Consider the following 18,317-nt stretch of genomic DNA (forward strand, 5'->3'; position numbering starts at 1 on the left):
GCAGAACTCGATCACCCGCCCGCACATGCCCTGCTAGCGAACGTCACAGGAAGGAAGCCATGAGCACTCGTCTCCTGGTCCGGCCGCGTCCGACCGCCCGCGCCAACCCGTACCGCACGCTGGCGTTCGGCGCTACCACCGGCCCGGTGCTGTTGACGCTGCATCAGGAGACGTGAGGAGCATGGTGCTGACGCAGGTGCGATTCCCGGGAATGCCATTGACAGGTCCACCAATTCGAGATCGGCGGCAGGATGAGGTCACTTACCGAACGGAAGCATCAGCAGCAAGTCGCCGTTGCCGACGAGGTAGTCAAGGCGTATGGGCGCAGGGATAACGCAGTTCATGCCCTGCGCGGGGTGTCTGCCACGTTCAGCGCTGGCCAGTTCACCGCAATCATGGGGCCGTCCGGGTCCGGAAAGTCCACCTTCCTGCATTGCATGTCCGGCCTGGACCCGGTGACCTCAGGAAGCATCCGCATCGGAGACCTGGAGATCACCGCGTTGTCGCGTACCGAGCTGACGAAGCTGCGCCGGGAACGCATGGGTTTTGTGTTCCAGGCGTTCAACCTCCTGCCGATCCTCACCGCCGAGGAGAACATCCGCCTCACCGGCCGCCTCGGCGGTCGACGTGCGGACGAAAGCTGGTTCGCCACCATCGTCGACTCCCTGGGACTACGCGGACGGCTGCGTCACCGGCCAGCCGAACTGTCCGGCGGCCAACAACAGCGCGTCGCCGTTGCCCGTGCCCTGCTCACTCGGCCCGAAGTGCTCTTCGCCGACGAGCCGACCGGAAACCTTGACTCCAAGTCAGGAACCGAGGTGCTGGGTTTCCTGCGTAACGCGGTCGACTCCTTCCAGCAGACCGTCGTCATGGTCACGCACGATCCGGTCGCCGCCTCGTACGCCGACCGGGTGCTGTTCCTCGTCGACGGCCGGATCGTCGACGAGCTGTCCGGCCCGACGAGGGATCTCGTTCACGCCCGCATGCGCCGGTTGGAGGGCTGAGCGGTGTGGCTGATCGCCAGGAGGTCTTTCTCCGAGTCGTGGGGCCGTCTGACCGCCACGCTGCTCGCCGCGCTGTTTTCCATCGCGCTGATCGGTGGGACGGTGCAGTTCTCCCTCCGCGCCGAGGACGCGGTGTCGGGCGGGGATGCCAGCGAGTTCTTCCGCGCCGATGTGGTGGTGCAGGGCGGTTCGGTAGACCCGGACGACGCCCGGGCCCTGCCCAACGGCGAGGTCCGCCTTCAGGAGATGGCCGGCGAGCCAGGGGTCGCGGCCATCGCGGGGGACATCGTCCTCCCGGTCATCGCGGCCGGTGCCGGTGGCAACACCATCATCGCGCCGGCCGGAGCGCGCACCCTGTTGCGGCCCTGGATAGCCGAGCCCACGCTGAACCCCTACCGGCTTGAGGCGGGCCGCGCGCCCACCGCCGACAACGAGGTTGCCCTGATGCGGCACCTGGCGGATGCGGGCAGTCTGAAGCCGGGCGACACCATAGCTGTCGGGCTGCCCAGGCAGACAAGACAGATGACCGTTGTCGGAATCGTCACGGTGCAGGGCAGCGGCGTCGTCGCGGTTGGCGGCCTGTTGCTCGCGACGCCGGAGACCATGCGCAAGGAAGCCGGGCTCGCGGACGGCGCGTGGCACAGCGTCTGGGTGAAAGCCGCCCCCGGCGTCGCAGCCGAACATCTGCGGGATACGTTGCAGCGCAGCATCGGTGAAAGCACGGCAACGGTGCGGACCGCCAAGGACGTGCGCGACACCCAGGCGTCAAGCCTTGCCGCCCAGGGCCTGGAGATCAGCGGCGGCATCGGGATGCTGACCGGCGTCTCGGTCTTTGTCGGACTGTTCGTCGTCGCCAACACCTTCGGTGGGCTGATCCGCCAACGCACCCGGCGCCTGGCCATGCTCAGCGCCATCGGTGCCACACCGGAGCAGCTGAAGGCGCTGATCCGGCTGGAGGCGCTGGCGCTCGGCCTGGTCGCCTCCACCTGCGGAGCCCTGCTCGGCTATCCGGTGGCCGATGCGCTGATCCGGATGTTCGCCCACGACGGCTTCGACGTCTCGGCCGCCGAAGCGCCGGCGCTGTGGCTCACCGTACCGCTGTCGATCATCGGCGGGGTGCTGGTCACCCAGATCGCGGTCTTCCGCGCGGCGCGCCGTGCGGCCCGGATCGCTCCGATGCAGGCCCTGCGGGAGAGCTCATCGGAACGCAGGGAGCGCCCTCGGCTACGGATCCTCGCCGGCTCGCTGATCCTGCTCTCCTCGTTCATCTACTACGGACCCGTCCCGGCGGTGCTCAACGATAGTCCGCCGGGCCTGCAGCGGACCCAGGCGATCACGGCCTTGATCGGATTCGGCTCCATGGTTGTCGCGTGTGCCCTCGCGGTCTTCGGGCCGCTGCTGGTCCGCCCGGTCGGCGGGCTGATCGGCCTCATCGGCCAGCTGCTTGGCGGCGAGTCGGGGCGGCTGGCCCGAGCAACCATCACACGCAACCCTCGACGTGTCTCCGCTGCCGCCTCTTCGCTCATGTTGGCCGTCGCGTTGGCCACCACCGCACTGCTCATCGTGGTATCCGCGAACACCCGCTTCGAGCAGGCGGCCAACGAAGTGATGCTCGCCGAGCACGCCGTGTCCACATCAGACAAGACGCCCGATGGGTTGCGGCCGCTGCCGCGCGACATCACCGCCCGCATCGAACAGGCCCCTGGCGTCACGCGCGCGTCGGCTCTCACCACGACCAAGGTGAAGCTCGTCGCGCCACCACCGCGCGCCTATCAGGAGGGCGAGCCGGTCTTGCCGCTCTATCTCAAAGTGACCGGCGCCGACCCGGCGGCGCTGCCCCAGGTGCTGCGCCTTCCCGGCAACCTGCCCGCGCTCGCCCCGGGCGAAATCGCTCTGCCCTCGGTCACCATGCGGGCGCAGCAGCTGACAGTCGGGCAAGGCATCGTCGTACGCGGCGCGCACGGCGACGTCCCCCTGACCATCGCCGGCACATACCATGACCCGACCCATGTGTTCGCCGACGGCGCGCTGGTCGCTGATGCGACGATGCGGCAGCTCGACTCGAACGCGGGAGCACAGGTTGTGCTCGTCAGCGGAGGCACAGCAGCAGCGATCATGGAGAAGATCGCCGGTGTGCCCGGCGCGACAGTGCTCCACCGGACGTCCTATGTCGATAAGGCGGCGGCGGCGATCACCGAGGGCTCGACGGTGATGTACGGCTTCGTCGGCATGACGTTGCTGCTCGCCCTCTTCGGCATGACCACGACGATTTCGATGAGCGTCAGTGAACGCCGCCGTGAGTTCGGTCTGCTCGGTGCCGTAGGCGCAACCGCCCGCCAACTCCGCGCCATAATCCCCTGGGAGGCGGCCACCGTGGTCACCCTGGGTACGCTGCTCGGTCTTGGCATCGCGGTGGGCACAGTGGCACTCATCCACGCAGCGACAGGAAGCTCCTACATCCGGCTCAACGCCCCATGGTGGCTGTACGCCTCCGTCGCTGGTGCCGCAGCACTGGTGACGCTCATCACCTCGGCACTGCCAGCCCGGCGAGCGACCACGGTTTCGATCTTGGAGGCGACACAGGCCGAGTGATCAACACCAGGGCGATCGACTTCCGCCCGGAGCCGCCCGGTCAGCGCGACAAGCTCTCTGGTGCCGCCCGCGTACCCAGACCATCACCAGGAGGCATGGCTTGTCATCGTCAAGCGGCACATTGACGTGGATGCCGTCGGCCCACACGTAAGCGTCCCCATGGACGCCGCATCGTGGATGCCCACGATCGGCAGCGGCCGGGTCTTCCTCGCCGCGGCACGCCCTCGGTCCGTCCTAACCGCGTCGCAAGGCGGTGAGCGCTGCGGCCAGGTCGTCGCAGAGGTCCTGAGGGCTTTCCAACCCGATGTGGAAACGAACCAGTCGGGGCGCGTCCGCCGGGGCGGCGAGAGCCCGCAGGTGATGGGGCACGGCGGGCATGACCAGGCTCTCGAAACCGCCCCAGCTCGTGCCGAGGCCGAACAGGGAAAGCTGGTCGATGAACCGGGTGAACGCGTCTTCGCCACACGGGGCGAGCTCGACGGTGAATGGACCAGCCGCACCCGAGAACTGTGAGCGCCACAGTTCGTAGCCGGGATCGGTGGCGAGGGCGGGGAAGAGTACTCGCTGGACGCAGGGCTGCGACTGCAGCCACCGTGCGACGGCGAGAGCTGACCGTTGGTGGCGTTCCATGCGAACGGCCAGCGTGCGCAGCCCGCGCAGCGTGAGCCAACATGTGTCCGGCGCGGCATGGGCGCCGCTGCGGTCGCAGTAGGCCCGAACGCCGGCCAGGGCGTCGAGAGTTCCGGTGATGAGACCGAGCAGCACATCGGAATGGCCGTTGATGAACTTGGTCGCGGCGTGGACGGAGATGTCGACCCCGAGCGCGTGCGCGTCGAAGAAGATCGGTGTCCCCCAGGTCGAGTCGCATGCGACGGGAACTCCCCGGTCGTGCGCCGCCGCGCAGATGGCGCGTACGTCCCACATCTGCATCGTCAATGACGCTGGCGTCTCGACGAACACGAGGCTCGTCGTGTCGCGCAGCAAAGACGACACGTCGGCGTCGTGGGCGAAGTACTCCACGTCGGTTCCGGACGGAACAATCTCTTTGTCGCAGAAGACCCGCGTGGGCCCGTACACGCCCGCGCTCACCAGGATGTGGCGTCCGGGACCGGCGTGTGCGGCGAGCACAGCAGTGATCGCCGCCAGCCCGCTGCTGGTTGCGATGCACGTCTCGGTGTTCGCGATCTGCGCCATCGCGCGTTGCAGCTCGAACGTCGTCGACGTGCCTGACCTGCCGTAACGCGGACCGTCGAACACCAGCGCGCCCTGCGCCTGCTTGTACGCGTCGAGCGAGTCGAACACCGTCGTCGACGTGCGCACCAGCGGAGGGCTCACCGAATTCGCGGCGGCCGCGGTCCGCCGGGCGGCGTGAACCAGAAGTGTCTCTCTGTCCATCGAGTCGTCCTTCGCGCGTCGACATTTCGCCAGGGCGCGCCCGGCGCCCCATCCCGACACATGGTCCAGGTTCGCTCTCGGGTCGCACTTCCAAGAAACCGCCGGACGATGACGCAAATCCGCCGTAGTCGGTCGCTTCGGCTCCACCCCGGTGGATCACCGTCATCGCGCCCTCCGGTCCACCGTCGTCCGATCAGAGGGCGTGGAACCTCGACCGGGTCCGCACGCTCGGCGCGGTCGCCGACGACTCCAACGTCACGGGAGGCTCACACCCGACGGAGGCGCCGACCCGCTCCCGCGCGACATCCACCACTCTTCGGCGCCGACCGGTTGGGCAAGCAACGTGCGGCGAGCATGAGGGCGTTGGGCGAGGAGGCCGTCGGATCGACACCGGCATGAGATGCGGTGCAGCCACCGGGTCCGTCGTCACCCGATACACGCTCTCAAGACCTTGGGGGGGGCTGTCTCGCCAACGGTGTTTCCGGCGATCTTGGTTAGTAGGTTTCAGCGGCTGGGAAGCGGTCGCTGAAGGTGATGGCGAAGGCGTTCAACGCGGGTTTCCAGCGCATCGTCCATCGGGCTCTGCCTGCTCCGGTGGGGTCCAGGGACCGGGTCACCAGGTACAGACACTTCAACGCGGCCTGCTCGTTCGGGAAGTGGCCGCGGGCCTTGATCGCTCGCCGGTAGCGGGCGTTGAGGGACTCGATCGCGTTGGTCGAGCAGATCACCGTGCGGATCTCGACGTCGTAGTCGAGGAACGGAATGAACTCCGTCCAGGCGTTGTCCCACAACCGGATCACCGCCGGATACCGGCCGCCCCACTTGTCGGCCAGGTCGTCGAACGCCGCCCTGGCGGCGGTGGCGTTGACCGCGGTGTAGATCGGCTTGATGTCACGCTTCAACTCGTCCCAGTACTTGCGGGAGGTCAACCGGAACGTGTTGCGGATCAGATGAATCACGCACGTCTGCACCACCGTCTGCGGCCACACGTTCGTGACCACCTCGGGCAGCCCTTTCAGCCCGTCGCAGACGAGGAAGAACACGTCCTTGACGCCGCGGTTGCGCAGGTCGGTCAGTACACTCATCCAGAACTTCGCGCCCTCACCACCTGTGCCGGCCCACAGCCCGAGGATGTCCTTCTCGCCGTCGAGAGAGACGCCGATCGCGGCGTAGAACGGCCGGTTCGCCACCTGCCCGTCCCTAACCTTGACCACGATGGCGTCGATGAACACCGCCGCGTAAATGGCGTCCAAGGGCCGGTGGGACCAGTCGGTCATCTCCTCGATGACCTTGTCGGTGATCCGGGAGATCGTCTCCTTCGACACCGACGCTCCATAGATCTCAGCGAAGTGCGCCGAGATCTCCCCGGTCGTCAATCCCTTGGCATACAACGACAACACCACCTCGTCGACCCCCGACAGGCGCCGCTGCCGCTTGCGGACGATCTGAGGATCGAACGTGCCGGCCCGGTCCCGTGGCACGTTGATCTGCACCGGCCCGCTGGTGTCGGTCAGCACCGTCTTCGGCCGGCTGCCGTTACGGATGTTGCCCGACCCCGCACCGGCCGCATCGTGCTTGGCGTAGCCGAGATGCTCGGTCATCTCCTCGTTCAACGCGGTCTCCAGGACCGTCTTGGTCAACTGCTTCAACAGACCGTCCGGCCCGGTCAACGACAGGCCCTGTTCCTTGGCCGCCCGAACGAGCTCGGCAGCGGCCTGCTCCTCCGCAGACGGCTCAGGCCGCTTCTTCCGTCCGGTCACGTCGTTCAGTGTCGCGGTCATCACGGCACCCTCCTCACCAGGCACAACGCCCGGTGGGTCAGGCCGGAAACACCGTTAGATCCACAGACCCCCTTGGGGCTGATCACTGCCCCCACTTCGGCATCCACACGTCTTCGTCGGGTGTGTCCATCCGCCTGGAGCTGAGATGGTCGCGAAGTGTGCTGAGCGCGGGATGCGGGTTGTCGTCGCGCCAGATCAGCGACATCGGATAGATCGGTGCCGGGTCGCGCACCGGTATGCGCCGCAGGTCGTACCTGTCCGGCCACAGATATCGCGTGCGTTCGCCGGCCAACGTCGCCAGTTCCGCGGAGTCGGCGATCTCGGCCAGCAACGCCTCGTTGCCGAAGGCCGGCCCGACCCGGTCGATGGTGAGGCCGAACGCGGCGGCGAGTTCGTCGTAGTAGCTGGCCCACTCGGTGCCGGCGACCATGCCGGGCATCCAGATGCGGTGTGCGGCGAGCTGTGCGGGCGTGACGACGCGGGCGTTGGCGAGCGCGTGACGTGGCCCCACGAGGAGTTCGTGGTGCTCGTCGATCATGCGGACGGCCCTGACCGCGTCTGGCAGGTGGCGCACGGGGACGGGGACGGCGTGGAAGGTGGCGTCGACCGTCCCTGCCTCGACGGCGGCGGTCGCGGCGTGAAAGTCGGCGTCGAGGGTCACGACGTCCAGCTCGATCCGCGGATACGTGCGGTGGAAGTCCTGCAGGAGCACGGACGGCGCGGTCCGCCGGCTGTGGACGTCGACGCGGAGGGCGCGACGGCCGGGCCGCACGGACGCGTCGGCCCGCTCGGCCACCCGGAGAAGTTCCCGGGCGTGGGGCAGGAAGGCCTGGCCGTCGATGGTGAGCCGGGCACCGCGGGCCGTGCGGGTGAACAGCCGTACCTGCAGGTCCTTCTCCAGCGCCGCGATGCGCTTGGACACGGCCTGCTGGGTGACCGACAGCGCGGCCGCGGCGTCCTGGAACTGGCCGGCGTCCACAACGGCGACGAAGGTACGGACGGCGTTGAGATCCACGAACAAGATCCTACGAGAACAACGGTTGGTTGTGGCTCGCCGCCGGTTCGGTTGTTTGATCCGTCATCCCACGCGCTGCTTCGATCACAGCGCTCAACGGCGAGTTGTTCGAGGCGGAAGGTGCGGGGATGATGGCCAGACGGTCCCTGGGCCGGCGGTTCGGCTGGTTGTGGGCGTCCTACGCGGTCAGCGCCTACGGCTCCGGGCTGGGGTTCGGCGCCTTGCCGCTGATCGCCGTGCTGGTGTTGGACGCCAGCCCCGCCCAGGTGTCCGCGCTGTCGGCGGTGGGGCCGGCGGTGGGCGCGCTGATCGCGTTGCCGCTCGCGCCCTGGGTGGAGTTCCACCGCAAGCGGCCGGTGCTGATCGCGATGGACCTGGCCCGGTTCGCGGTCATGACGACGATCCCGGTCGCCTACGCCCTCGGCCTGCTCGGTTTCGCCCAACTGCTGGTCGTGTCCGCCGTGGTCGCCACCTCCAAGATCGCCTTCAACGCCGCGAGCGGCGCGTACCTCAAGGCCCTCGTCCGGCCGGACGACCTGCTCGTGGCCAACGCGCGGTTCGAGTCGACGACGTGGAGTTCCATCGCCGTCGGGCCACCCCTGGGCGGCGCGGCGATCGGCCTGTTCGGGCCGGTCGTCACGGTGGTGGCCGACGCGCTCAGCTACCTGCTCTCCGCGCTGGGCATCACGGCGATCCGGGGCCGGGAAGCGCCCCCGCAGCGGACCGGCGGACGCCGGATCCGAGCCGGCGACCTGCTCGACGGCTGGCGGCACCTGCTGACCCATCCCGGGCTGCGGGCGCTCTACCTCAACCAGTTGCTCGTCAACGGCCTGATCATGGCCACCGAGCCGCTGCTGGCCGTGCTCCTGCTCCGCGAGCTCGGATTCCCGCCCTGGCAGTACGGCCTGGCCTTCGCCGCCCCCTGCCTCGGCGGGCTCGTCGGCTCACGCCTGGCCCGCCGGGTCGTGGCCCGGTACGGCCAACACCAGATCCTCCGCACCGTCGGCGCGCTGCGCGTGGTCTGGCTGATCGGCCTCGCCTTCGTCCAGCCCGGCCTCGCCGGCCTCGCCACGGTGATCGTCGTCGAACTGGCGACCATCATCAGCATGAGCCTGTACAACCCGGTGCTCGCCACCTACCGGCTCCAGCACACCCCCAAAGACCTCGTCGCCCGCACCCTGTCGGCCTGGTCGATCAGCAGCAGCGCCGCCATCGCCGTCCTCAGCGCGCTCGGCGGACTGCTCGCCGCCGCCACCGGCCCACGCGCGGCCATCGCGGTCGCGGGACTGCTGATCCTGGCCAGCCCGCTGCTGCTACCCCGCCGCCAGGGCTCCGCACCCGTCACCGAGCCCGAGTTGGCGACGGCCGCTCCCCCACCACGGGCGGCGGGCGTGTCGCCCGACACCAGGTGAGAGGGCGGCCAACGCCTGTCAGCCACCCCTCGGCGTCCTCCGGGGACCTCAGGCGTTCGCCCACACCCGCTTGATCCACTCCTCCACCCCTTGGGAGGTGCGGGGCATCGCGGCGGACAGGTTCTCGCAGCCGTCCTCGGTCACCAGCACGTCGTCTTCGATACGCACACCGATGCCGCGGAACTCCTCGGGCGCCAGCAGGTCGTCGGCCTTGAAGTAGAGGCCCGGCTCGACGGTGAGGATCATGCCGGGCTCCAGCACGACGTTCATGTAGTCCTCGCGCAGCAGCAGCTGGCAGTCGTGCACGTCCATGCCCAGGTGGTGGGAGGTGCCGTGGACCATCCAGCGGCGGTGCCAGCCCCCGCGCTCCCGGTCCAGGGTCTGCTCGACGGTGACTCCCTCGGGCAGCAGCCCCCACTGGTGCAGGGTCCGGGCGATCACCGCGTCCGCCGCGGCGTGGATGTCGCTGAACTTGTTGCCCGGCCTCACCGCCGCAAGGCCGGCCTGCTGCGCCTCGTACACCGCGTCGTAGATCCGGCGCTGCACGTCGGTGAAGCGGCCGGAGACCGGCAGGGTACGAGTGATGTCGGCGGTGAACAGCGAGTCGAGCTCGATCCCGCAGTCGACCAGGATCAGGTCACCCTCGCGGACCTCGCCGGTGTTCCTCGTCCAGTGGATGGTGTTGGCGTGATCCCCGGAGGCGCAGACGGACTCGTAGCCGACGCCGTTGCCCTCGTGACGGGAGTACAGGCCGAAGACACCCTCGACCCAGCGCTCACCACGCCCCTTACGGACCGCTTCGGGCAGCGAGGCGACGATCGCGTCGAAACCCCGGTGGGTGGCGGCGATCGCCGTGCGCATCTCCTCGATCTCCCACTCGTCCTTGACCAACCGCATCGCGGACAGGTGGCGGGCCAACTCCTCGTCCGCCTCCTCGCGCTCGTGGGCGGACCCGGTCGCGCCCGCCTGCGCGCGGACCGATTCGACCAGCCCGGCGAGCTGCGGGTCGGCGGCGCGGACCACCCGCATCCGGGCGGCGGGCGCGTCCTTGGCCAGGTCGTCGGCGAGGGAGTCGACGTGGCGGGCGGTGATGCCCAGCTCCGACTCCCGGTCGGCGAGGGTCGGACGGGGACCGACCCAAAACTCACCGTAGCGGGAGTCGGCGTAGAACTCCTCGCTGTCGCGCGGGGCCAGCGGGCGGAAGTAGAGGGTGGCGTGGTGCCCGCCGCCCGGCTTCGGGTCGAGCACCAGGACGCTGTCCGGATCGGCGTGCGCGCCGAGGCCGGTCAGGTGGGCGAAGGCGGTGTGGGGGCGGAACGGGTAGTCGGTGTCGTTGCTGCGCACCTTGAGGCCGCCGGCGGGGATGACGAGCCGCTCGCCGGGAAACCGCTGCGACAGGACGGCCCGGCGGCGGGCGGCATGGTCGGCCACCTCGGCGCGGTGCGTGGGCTCCCGGTCGGGGGTGGCCCAACCAGAGGCGATGAAGTCACGGAACTCGTTGTTGCTGGGTATCCCGCGGTGGCCGGCCTTCGCCTGCGTCTCGCTCGTCATGCCGACATACTGCCAGAACTGTCCGCTGTGGCCACCCGTGGTCACGTCGGCAGCGGTAAGCGGCCGGGCCGGGGAACGCCCCTTGCGGACGCCCAGCTCCACCGGCGGTACGGCAGGCCTCTCGGCCGCCGGCCGCACGGACCGTTCGCACCCGACCACCCGCCCGCCGGCGCCTTCGTGTCCGTCGTCGCGACGCCGTCGCCGGGCCGCGATCTCGACGGTCTCGTGCGCGGGGGTCCGGCTCGCAGCATCAGAGGCCGTCGACGTCATACCGGCCTGCCGGGTGAGCGGAGGTACGGCTGACGATCTTGCCGCCGGACGGGGCCGGAGGCCGGCCGGCACCGACGCTCCCACCGGCGCGGACTCGTCGGCCCGCCGGCCGATCGTCTCGTCGACGCCGAACTCGGCGAGGTGAGCTCCTTCAAATCCGACACAGGGTGTCAGGTTATTACCGAAGCATGGTCTCGCCGGCTCGTGCCCGACGGCGGGCGCGGACCGGTGCCACCGCCAGCCTGGAACAGGGATACCCATGCGCGAAACACCTCAGGAACTCCACGAGCTTCAAGCCCTCCTCGATACCTCCCTCTCCCGCTCGACCTCGCACCTCCGGTCGATCATCGACGCGGAGCGCACCCTCACCGCCGAGCAGCTCACCCAGGTCCTCACCGGCATGTGCCCCCTCGCCCTGTCCACCGTGACGGCGAAGGGCGAGCCGCGCGTCAGCGGTGTGGACGGGCACTTCCTGCACGGAAAGTGGCACTTCGGCACCGCGCGCGGCGCGGCCAAGGCGCGCCATCTCGCCGCCCGGCCCGCCGTCAGCGCCGCCCACATGCGCGGTGAGGACCTGGGCGTGTTCACGCACGGCCACGTGGAGATCCTCAACCCCCAGGACGCCGCGCCGGCCGCGGACTGGCCGGATCTGCTCGCCTACCTCAAGGACTTCTACGACGCCGACTCCTTCGACTGGGACAACGACGTCGTCTACTACCGGCTGCACCCGCACTGGATGACCGTCTACGCCCCCGACCTCGCGAAGCTCCCACCGCGTCGCGAAGGGGTGAACGAGGGTTGACCGCATTCGTGAGAGACGCCGCGAGTGCGGGGCGCGGGACCATCGACGTGGTGGGTGCCCGTACCAACAATCTGCGGGACGTGTCGGTCAGCATCCCCAAGGGGCAACTCGTGGCCTTCACCGGGGTGAGCGGTAGCGGCAAGACCTCGCTGGCCATCGACACCCTGCACACCGAAGCTCAGCTGCGATACCTGGAAGGCCTCTCGCCGTTCGTCCGGCAGTACATCACCCAGCGGAACCGGCCGAAGGTCGACCGTGTCAGGGGCCTCGGCGCGACCCTGGCGGTCGACCAGCGGCGGCTGAACCGCAACCCTCGCTCCACGGTCGCGACGATCACCGGCATCGACGGGCACCTGGGGCTGCTGTACTCACGCCTTCCGGGGATCGGTGCGGAGCAGGCGGCGGAAGGTGGCGGCGGGCATCTGACGACCGCGCACTTCGACCGCAACACACCGGAAGGGAGCTGCGCGGACTGCCACGGGGTGGGCGGACGCTGGCGGGCACAGGAGGACCTGGTCATCACCCAACCCCATCTTCCGCTGTTCGAGGGCGCCTCGCCCTGGTACGCGAAGTGGCGGTCCGGTGAGCACGCGTTCGTACCGGCACTCGCCGAGAAGCGGGGCGTGGACCTCGGCCGGCCGTGGCAGTCGCTGCCCGAGGAGTTCCGTCGCTGCGTGCTCCACGGCACGGGCGACGAGAGGATCGAGGCGACCATCGAGATTCCGAACAGGAACGAGACGGCCACGATGACCTACACCTCGAGCCAGCCGCTGCGGGGCGCGCTCGCCGAGGTCGAGCGGGTGTTCACCAACGCCCGAACGCCCAGCGCCAAGCAGCGCTACCTGGCGTACATGCGCAAGCAGCCCTGCGGCACCTGCGGCGGCAGCGGCTATCACGAGGTGGCCCGGTCCGTGCGGCTCGGCGGGCTGACCTACCCCGACCTGCTCGCGGTGGAAGTCCGGGAGGTGCGCAGCTGGGCGCAGCGCGTGGCGGGCGATCTGGGCGCCCGGCAGCGCGAGGTGGGCGAGCCGCTGCTGCAGGACCTGGGGCGCCGGCTCGGCATTCTCGACCGGCTCGGCCTGGCCCATCTCCAACTGTCCCGCGGCGCGGCCACGCTGTCCGGGGGTGAGTTGCAGCGGACGCGGCTCGCCGCGCAGCTCAGCACCGAGCTCAGCGGCATCGTCTTCGTGCTGGACGAGCCTGGATCCGGGCTGCATCCGGCGGACAAGGCGCACCTGCTCGACATCGCCCTGGAACTGCGCGAGGCCGGCAACACGGTGCTCCTCGTCGAGCACGACCCCGAGCTGATCGCCCGTGCCGACTGGGTGATCGACATGGGGCCCGGCGCGGGCCGCCTCGGCGGCGAGGTCCTCGTGTCGGGTCCTCCCGCCGATGCGGCCGTCCACCCGCAGTCGGTGACCGGGCGCTATCTGGCCGGTCACGGGCCGCGGCTGCGCCGGACCCGGCGCCCGGTCGGGGACGGCACCGGCTGGGTCGAGCTGCACGGCCTGCGTGCGCAGAACGTGATCACGGACCTGGTGCGTCTTCCCGCCGGTCGGCTCACCTGCCTGACCGGGGTGAGCGGCAGCGGGAAGAGCAGCCTGCTCGGTGCGCTCGCCGCGAGCGTGGCGGCCGCCCTGAACGGGAGGACGACCGACACGGTGCGGGAGGTGACCGGCATCGAGAGGTTCGGCTGGGTCGCCGTCGTGGACCAGGAACCGCTCGGGCGTACGCCGCGGTCCAACCCCGCCACGTACAGCAAGGCGTTCGACGTTGTCCGCAAGCTGTTCGCCGAGACCGGCACGGCCCGCGGGATGGGTGTGGACGCGTCCTGGTTCAGCTTCAACACCGAGGGCGGCGGCCGCTGCGAGACCTGCGCCGGTTACGGCCGCAAGCTCGTCGACATGCACTTCCTGCCGGACGTGTGGGTGGTCTGCGACGCGTGCGGGGGGCGGCGTTACAAGCCGGCGGCACTGGAGATCAAATATCAGGGGTTGACCATCGATCAGGTGTTGGAGCTGACCGTCGCCGAGGCCGTCGAGCGGTTCTCCGAGCCTCGACAGCTCGCGGAGACGCTGGGAGCCCTGAACCGGGTAGGGCTCGGCTACCTCCAGCTCGGTCAGAGCGCCACAGAGTTGTCCGGTGGGGAGGCGCAGCGGCTGAAGCTGGCGTCCGCGATCCAGCGCGGCGCCGCGAGTCGCAAGGCCGGCCTGGTCGTTCTCGACGAGCCCGTCTCGGGCCTGCATCCGTCTGACAGCCAGCGTGTGGTGGATGCGCTCGACGCGTTGCTCGACTCGGGCAACACCGTCGTCGTGGCGGAACACGACATTCCCGTCGCCGCGTCCGCCGACTGGGTGATCGACCTGGGCCCGGGAGCCGGTCCGGACGGGGGCGCGGTGGTCGCCGAGGGCACCCCGGAGACCGTCGCCACGGCGGGCACCCCGACCGCCGGCTTCTTTCGGCGGTACGCGGCGGGCCTGCCGCTCCTGGGGGCGCGCGGCGACGATCGCTGAGCGCCTTCGCCCACACGCGGATGTTCAACGTCATCTGGCTGCGACGCTGAGCGTGGCGAGCGCCGTGGCGGCCACCGCGCTGACGGTCGACGGTGTGTGTGCGGGCAGCCGACGGTCGCGCGGTGGCCGCGTGCCACAGAGGCCCTGTGCCGCGGCTCAGCGGCCGGGGCGGGCCGCGGCGGCCTCGGGGTCCGGGACGACGTCGAGGTCGCCCCACCGCGCCGGCCACGCGAACCGGCGTCCCACCACGCCGTCGCCGACCGGTGCTCGTCGGTCACCCCACGCTCGCGCTCGAGGGCCTCGAGTCGCTCACGCTCCGCCTCGAACCACTCCGGCACGGTGTGCGGAATCCCGGTCGTGTCGGCGGCGGATCGCTTGCTCCTCACGCGACGTGATGACACATAGTCGGCGGCGTGGAAGAGCACCTGACCGTGGGGCGCGTGGCGGAGTTGACCGGCGTCAGCGTCCGCACACTGCACCACTACGACGAGATCGGCCTCCTGGTGCCGTCCGCGCGGACCGCTGCCGGGCACCGGGCCTACTCCCCCGGCAACGTGGAGCGGCTCCGAGAGGTGCTCGCCTACCGGCGGCTCGGCTTCGGACTGCGGGAGATCGCCGACCTGGTCGACGATCCGGCCACCGACGCGGTCGCGCACCTGTGCCGGCTGCGCGGCCTGCTGATGGACCAGCGCGACCGCGCCGCCGCCATGGTGACGGCCATAGACCGGGAGCTGGAGGCACGGGCGAGGGGAATCAGGACGACGCCGGAGGAGCAACTGAGAGTGTTCGGCGCGCAGTTGTACGACGCCATCGGATCCGCCTACCCGGCGACCCGGCGCACCGAGCCGCGGATCGCCGCGCGCATCTGGGACGCGCTGGGAGACGCGCGAACGGTGCTCAACGTCGGGGCCGGCACCGGCTCCTACGAACCACCCGACCGTGACGTCACGGCGGTGGAACCGTCGGCGGTCATGCGGGCGCAGCGTCCCGTGGGCGCGGCGCCGTGCGTTGCCGCCGCCGCGGAGAGTCTGCCGTTCGAGGACCAGTCCTTCGACGCCGCGATGGCGGTCAGCACCCTCCATCACTGGCCGGACCCGGTCGCGGGGCTGCGGGAGATGCGGCGGGTGGCCCGCCGCGTGGTGGTGTTCACGTACGACGCCGACGACACCGGATGGCGTCGGCGGTTCTGGCTCACCCGCGACTACCTGCCCGAGTTCGCGGACCTTCTTGTCGGCTGGCCGTCGCTGGCCGACCTGACCCGCGCGATCGGAGGACGCGCGGAGCCGGTGCTCGTCCCCTGGGACTGCGCTGACGGCTTCTTCGAGGCGTACTGGCGCCGGCCGGAGGCGTACCTGGACGAGCACGTGCGCCGCGCCGTTTCGGTGTGGACCAGGGTCGGGCCGCAGGCCGAACGGCGGGCGGTCGACACGCTCCGCGAAGACCTCTCCTCGGGCCGGTGGGCCGAGCGCAACCGCGACCTCCTCGCCCTCGACACGGCGGAGCTCGGGCTTCGTCTACTCGTGGCCTGAGTCGCCACGTACGAAAGCGATCCGCGCTCGTCCCGTCTCCGCCGGCCCGCCGTGGATCCGGGCGACCTGACAGTCGATGGCCCCACGCGGGCTGCCGAGGGACAGCGCCATCGCCGGGAGTTTCTGGTAATGCCGTAGTGGGCGCCGGACGCCGTGAACAGGCAGTCGGAGAACCCGTCTTCGACCGCGCTGTGCTCGTTGGCGCGTGCCGGTGAGCATCGCGGGATCGCATGAGAGACGCACCTCAACAACCAAACTCAAGATTCCCTCAAGTTGCCCCCGGCATCGCCTTACATCGAAATACGTCTGTCAAAATCGACCGCACGCGGATTTTCGGTCCGCCGAGGACAGTGGCATGTAGACGGACCGGATGCCGGTTGACCTGCCGTTCCGGCTCGCTGCCGGAACGATACCCCTGAAGGGAGAGGCTGTGAGACGTCTCCGCTCGGTGGCCATCTCGGCCCTGTTGGGAACCGTGTTGGCGGTGGCTTCCGCAACAGTGGCCGCATCCCCGGCGTCCGCCGGGTCGCTGTACTGGAAGAACGGGATCAGCGTTTCGAAGTCAACGGTGTGGTCCGGGGCGACCGCCAGCAACATGCAGTGCTACTTCCCGTCGGGATACAACGCGACCATGTGCGTCCGGTTCGACCGGCAGACCATCTACGTGCGGAACGACAAGGCCAACGGCTATTTCAAGCTGGGGCAGTGGACCGGCGGCGGCAACATCTACATCTGCCAGAACAACCGCACGAAGACCTCTGGCGACAAGAGCTGGGTGGCCTGCCACTGGAAGTGGCCGAAGAAGAACTGCTACACCATGCGGACCGGATACGGGCAGCACGAATGGTATGTGACGAGCCGCGCCAGCGGCGTCAAGTGCTACTAGGTCCGTAGCGACGCCGCACCTCTCGTCGCGCCGGAACGGGTCGGTCCACCGGCGCCCGCAGCGGCTGCCCAACCCTGACGGGACGCCGACCGGCGGGCAGAGGCGAACCAGCCCGCCGCTACCCCGCGAGCCCGAGCGCGCCGCCGACGACCCGCTTCTCCTCCTCCGAGCCGAAGCGTGTCGTCGGCGGTGCGCGCGCCCGCTGGCGGCCGCGACGACCCGCGTCGGCCCGGGCCCGGGCGACGCGGGCGTGCGCCTGCGGTGCGTGTGGTCGCGTGCATCTGCTCAGGAGAACCGAGGCCGACGGTGGCCGGCAGAGCGTGGTGTTCTTCCTACGCCTGCCGATGGGCAAGGGGCAGCGCGGCGGACGGACAGCCGCCCGTGGTTCCGCGCCGGCTGGCCGGCCCGGTCGTCCCCGACCGGCCTCGCGCGCGGCAGCCACCGGGGCGGTTCGCGCCTCGGAGCACGCGCATCCGCCACGGTCGCCCCCGCCGCGCTCACGCGACTGACGCGAGAGGCCCGAGGTCCGTGCGGTACCAGGAGGTTCCGACGATGACGTGGAGCTCGGGGCCACGGCCGAAGGTACGAGCGTTGCGGATCTCCATGCCGTCGGGCAGCACGAGTCGGGCCGGCGCACCGGCGGCTGTCACCGCCGCGCGCTCGATCCGGAACGGGACGACCAGGTCGTAGTCGGGTCCGTACCCCCCGATGAACGCGCCCGTGACGCCGTCGGTCAGCAGGGCGTACGCGCCGCGGTGGAGCGCCTGGCCGTGGTCGGTCGGCCTGCCGCCGGTGACGGAGACCAGGTGGAACTGGGTGTACGCGCAGGTCCAGGCCGCCTCGTCGGCCACGTTGAGGGCGTAGCAGTCGAAGATCTCCGGCAGTGCGGGTTCCTGCGGGTAGAGCCAGTCCGGCTCGAGGTCTGCGGTGAACCGGGCGAGGCCGTGTGCCTGGGGGCCGCTGCCGGCCATGGCCTCGTCGAAGTAGCCGACCCAGATCGCGCCGGTGGGGGTGGCCGACACGTGCGCGATCGCGTCGCCGAGGTCACCCCGGTGCTCACGGCGCCCGTCGGCGGTCCATACCTCGGCGTTGGCGCCGCCCTGGTTCCGTGCACGGACGAGCAGGATCCGGTCGCCGGGTAGGGGCTGCACGAACCAGGGTCGGACGCACCCGTCGAGCTGCACGGACCGGACGGGCCGTCGGCCGCCGTCGTGAACGGTGATCAGACGCCGTCGGGGCTGCTCGCGGCTGGCCCAGACGGCGACGGCCTGGTTGTCCGGGCCCACACCGACCGCCTCGGGTACCCGCTCCCACTGCCGGTCGGTCCGGTCCGGAGCCAGGTAGCCGGCGTGGCGCAGTGGCGCGACGGGAAGCCGGAGGATCTCCAGCCGCCGGTGCATGCGCTCCTGTTCCAATTCGCGTCTGGTCCTGGGCACAGGGCTGTCCTCCTGGTCGTCGTACGGGCCCGGCCGGGTCGGGGTCCGCGGTCGCCGCGGTGGCCGGTTCATGTGGGGGTGGTGGTGATCTGGGCGCGGGTGGCCAGGGCGAGCCGCACGAGTTGCTCGTC

General features: G+C 70.1%; 12 protein-coding genes. 7 read left to right on the forward strand and 5 right to left on the reverse strand.

Annotated elements, in window-relative coordinates; all coding sequences use genetic code 11:
• The first annotated feature begins 251 nt into the window (after positions 1–251).
• Together GA0070606_RS01790 and GA0070606_RS01795 are read left to right on the forward strand one after the other, a co-directional pair.
• Entirely contained in the window at positions 252–1,004 is a 753-nt protein-coding gene (locus GA0070606_RS01790) for an ABC transporter ATP-binding protein (protein ID WP_091094749.1), read from the forward strand.
• 3 nt (positions 1,005–1,007) lie between these two features.
• The gene (locus GA0070606_RS01795; RefSeq protein ID WP_091094750.1) at positions 1,008–3,596 is read left to right on the forward strand and encodes an FtsX-like permease family protein; all 2,589 of its coding nucleotides are present in this window, start codon (positions 1,008–1,010) and stop codon (positions 3,594–3,596) included.
• 234 nt (positions 3,597–3,830) lie between these two features.
• Here the strand turns inward: GA0070606_RS01795 and GA0070606_RS01800 are convergent, their stop codons facing one another.
• From GA0070606_RS01800 to GA0070606_RS01810, 3 genes are all read right to left on the reverse strand, one after another.
• The gene (locus GA0070606_RS01800; protein WP_091094751.1) at positions 3,831–4,991 is read right to left on the reverse strand and encodes a trans-sulfuration enzyme family protein; all 1,161 of its coding nucleotides are present in this window, start codon (positions 4,989–4,991) and stop codon (positions 3,831–3,833) included.
• A 494-nt stretch (positions 4,992–5,485) separates the two neighbouring features.
• Positions 5,486–6,772 carry an IS256 family transposase gene (locus GA0070606_RS01805; protein WP_091094740.1) on the reverse strand — a complete coding sequence of 429 codons (1,287 nt, stop codon included), beginning with the start codon at positions 6,770–6,772 and terminating at the stop codon, positions 5,486–5,488.
• Positions 6,773–6,854: 82 nt separating this feature from the next.
• Positions 6,855–7,787, reverse strand: a complete 933-nt coding sequence (locus GA0070606_RS01810; protein WP_091094752.1) for a LysR family transcriptional regulator — start codon at positions 7,785–7,787, stop codon at positions 6,855–6,857.
• Between the two features lie 131 nt (positions 7,788–7,918).
• On the opposite strand from GA0070606_RS01810, the gene GA0070606_RS01815 reads away from it, so the two are divergent.
• The gene (locus GA0070606_RS01815; RefSeq protein ID WP_091107143.1) at positions 7,919–9,199 is read left to right on the forward strand and encodes an MFS transporter; all 1,281 of its coding nucleotides are present in this window, start codon (positions 7,919–7,921) and stop codon (positions 9,197–9,199) included.
• A gap of 48 nt (positions 9,200–9,247) precedes the next feature.
• On the opposite strand, the gene GA0070606_RS01820 is transcribed toward GA0070606_RS01815, so the two are convergent.
• Entirely contained in the window at positions 9,248–10,750 is a 1,503-nt protein-coding gene (locus GA0070606_RS01820; RefSeq protein ID WP_091107146.1) for an aminopeptidase P family protein, read from the reverse strand.
• Positions 10,751–11,279: 529 nt separating this feature from the next.
• Between GA0070606_RS01820 and GA0070606_RS01825 the strand changes: the two genes are divergently transcribed.
• The 4 genes from GA0070606_RS01825 (at position 11,280) to GA0070606_RS31805 (ending at position 16,750) form a co-directional block, all read left to right on the forward strand.
• Positions 11,280–11,822 carry a pyridoxamine 5'-phosphate oxidase family protein gene (locus tag GA0070606_RS01825; protein ID WP_091094753.1) on the forward strand — a complete coding sequence of 181 codons (543 nt, stop codon included), beginning with the start codon at positions 11,280–11,282 and terminating at the stop codon, positions 11,820–11,822.
• 50 nt (positions 11,823–11,872) lie between these two features.
• The gene (locus GA0070606_RS01830) at positions 11,873–14,335 is read left to right on the forward strand and encodes an excinuclease ABC subunit UvrA (RefSeq protein WP_245724535.1); all 2,463 of its coding nucleotides are present in this window, start codon (positions 11,873–11,875) and stop codon (positions 14,333–14,335) included.
• A gap of 413 nt (positions 14,336–14,748) precedes the next feature.
• Entirely contained in the window at positions 14,749–15,864 is a 1,116-nt protein-coding gene (locus GA0070606_RS01835) for a MerR family transcriptional regulator (RefSeq protein ID WP_091094755.1), read from the forward strand.
• Positions 15,865–16,234: 370 nt separating this feature from the next.
• Positions 16,235–16,750 carry a hypothetical protein gene (locus GA0070606_RS31805; protein WP_141721503.1) on the forward strand — a complete coding sequence of 172 codons (516 nt, stop codon included), beginning with the start codon at positions 16,235–16,237 and terminating at the stop codon, positions 16,748–16,750.
• 497 nt (positions 16,751–17,247) lie between these two features.
• On the opposite strand, the gene GA0070606_RS01850 is transcribed toward GA0070606_RS31805, so the two are convergent.
• The gene (locus GA0070606_RS01850) at positions 17,248–18,186 is read right to left on the reverse strand and encodes a hypothetical protein (protein WP_141721505.1); all 939 of its coding nucleotides are present in this window, start codon (positions 18,184–18,186) and stop codon (positions 17,248–17,250) included.
• Positions 18,187–18,317: the final 131 nt, after the last annotated feature.

Origin of the sequence: Micromonospora citrea, assembly GCF_900090315.1 — a bacterium.
Classification (GTDB): domain Bacteria; phylum Actinomycetota; class Actinomycetes; order Mycobacteriales; family Micromonosporaceae; genus Micromonospora; species Micromonospora citrea.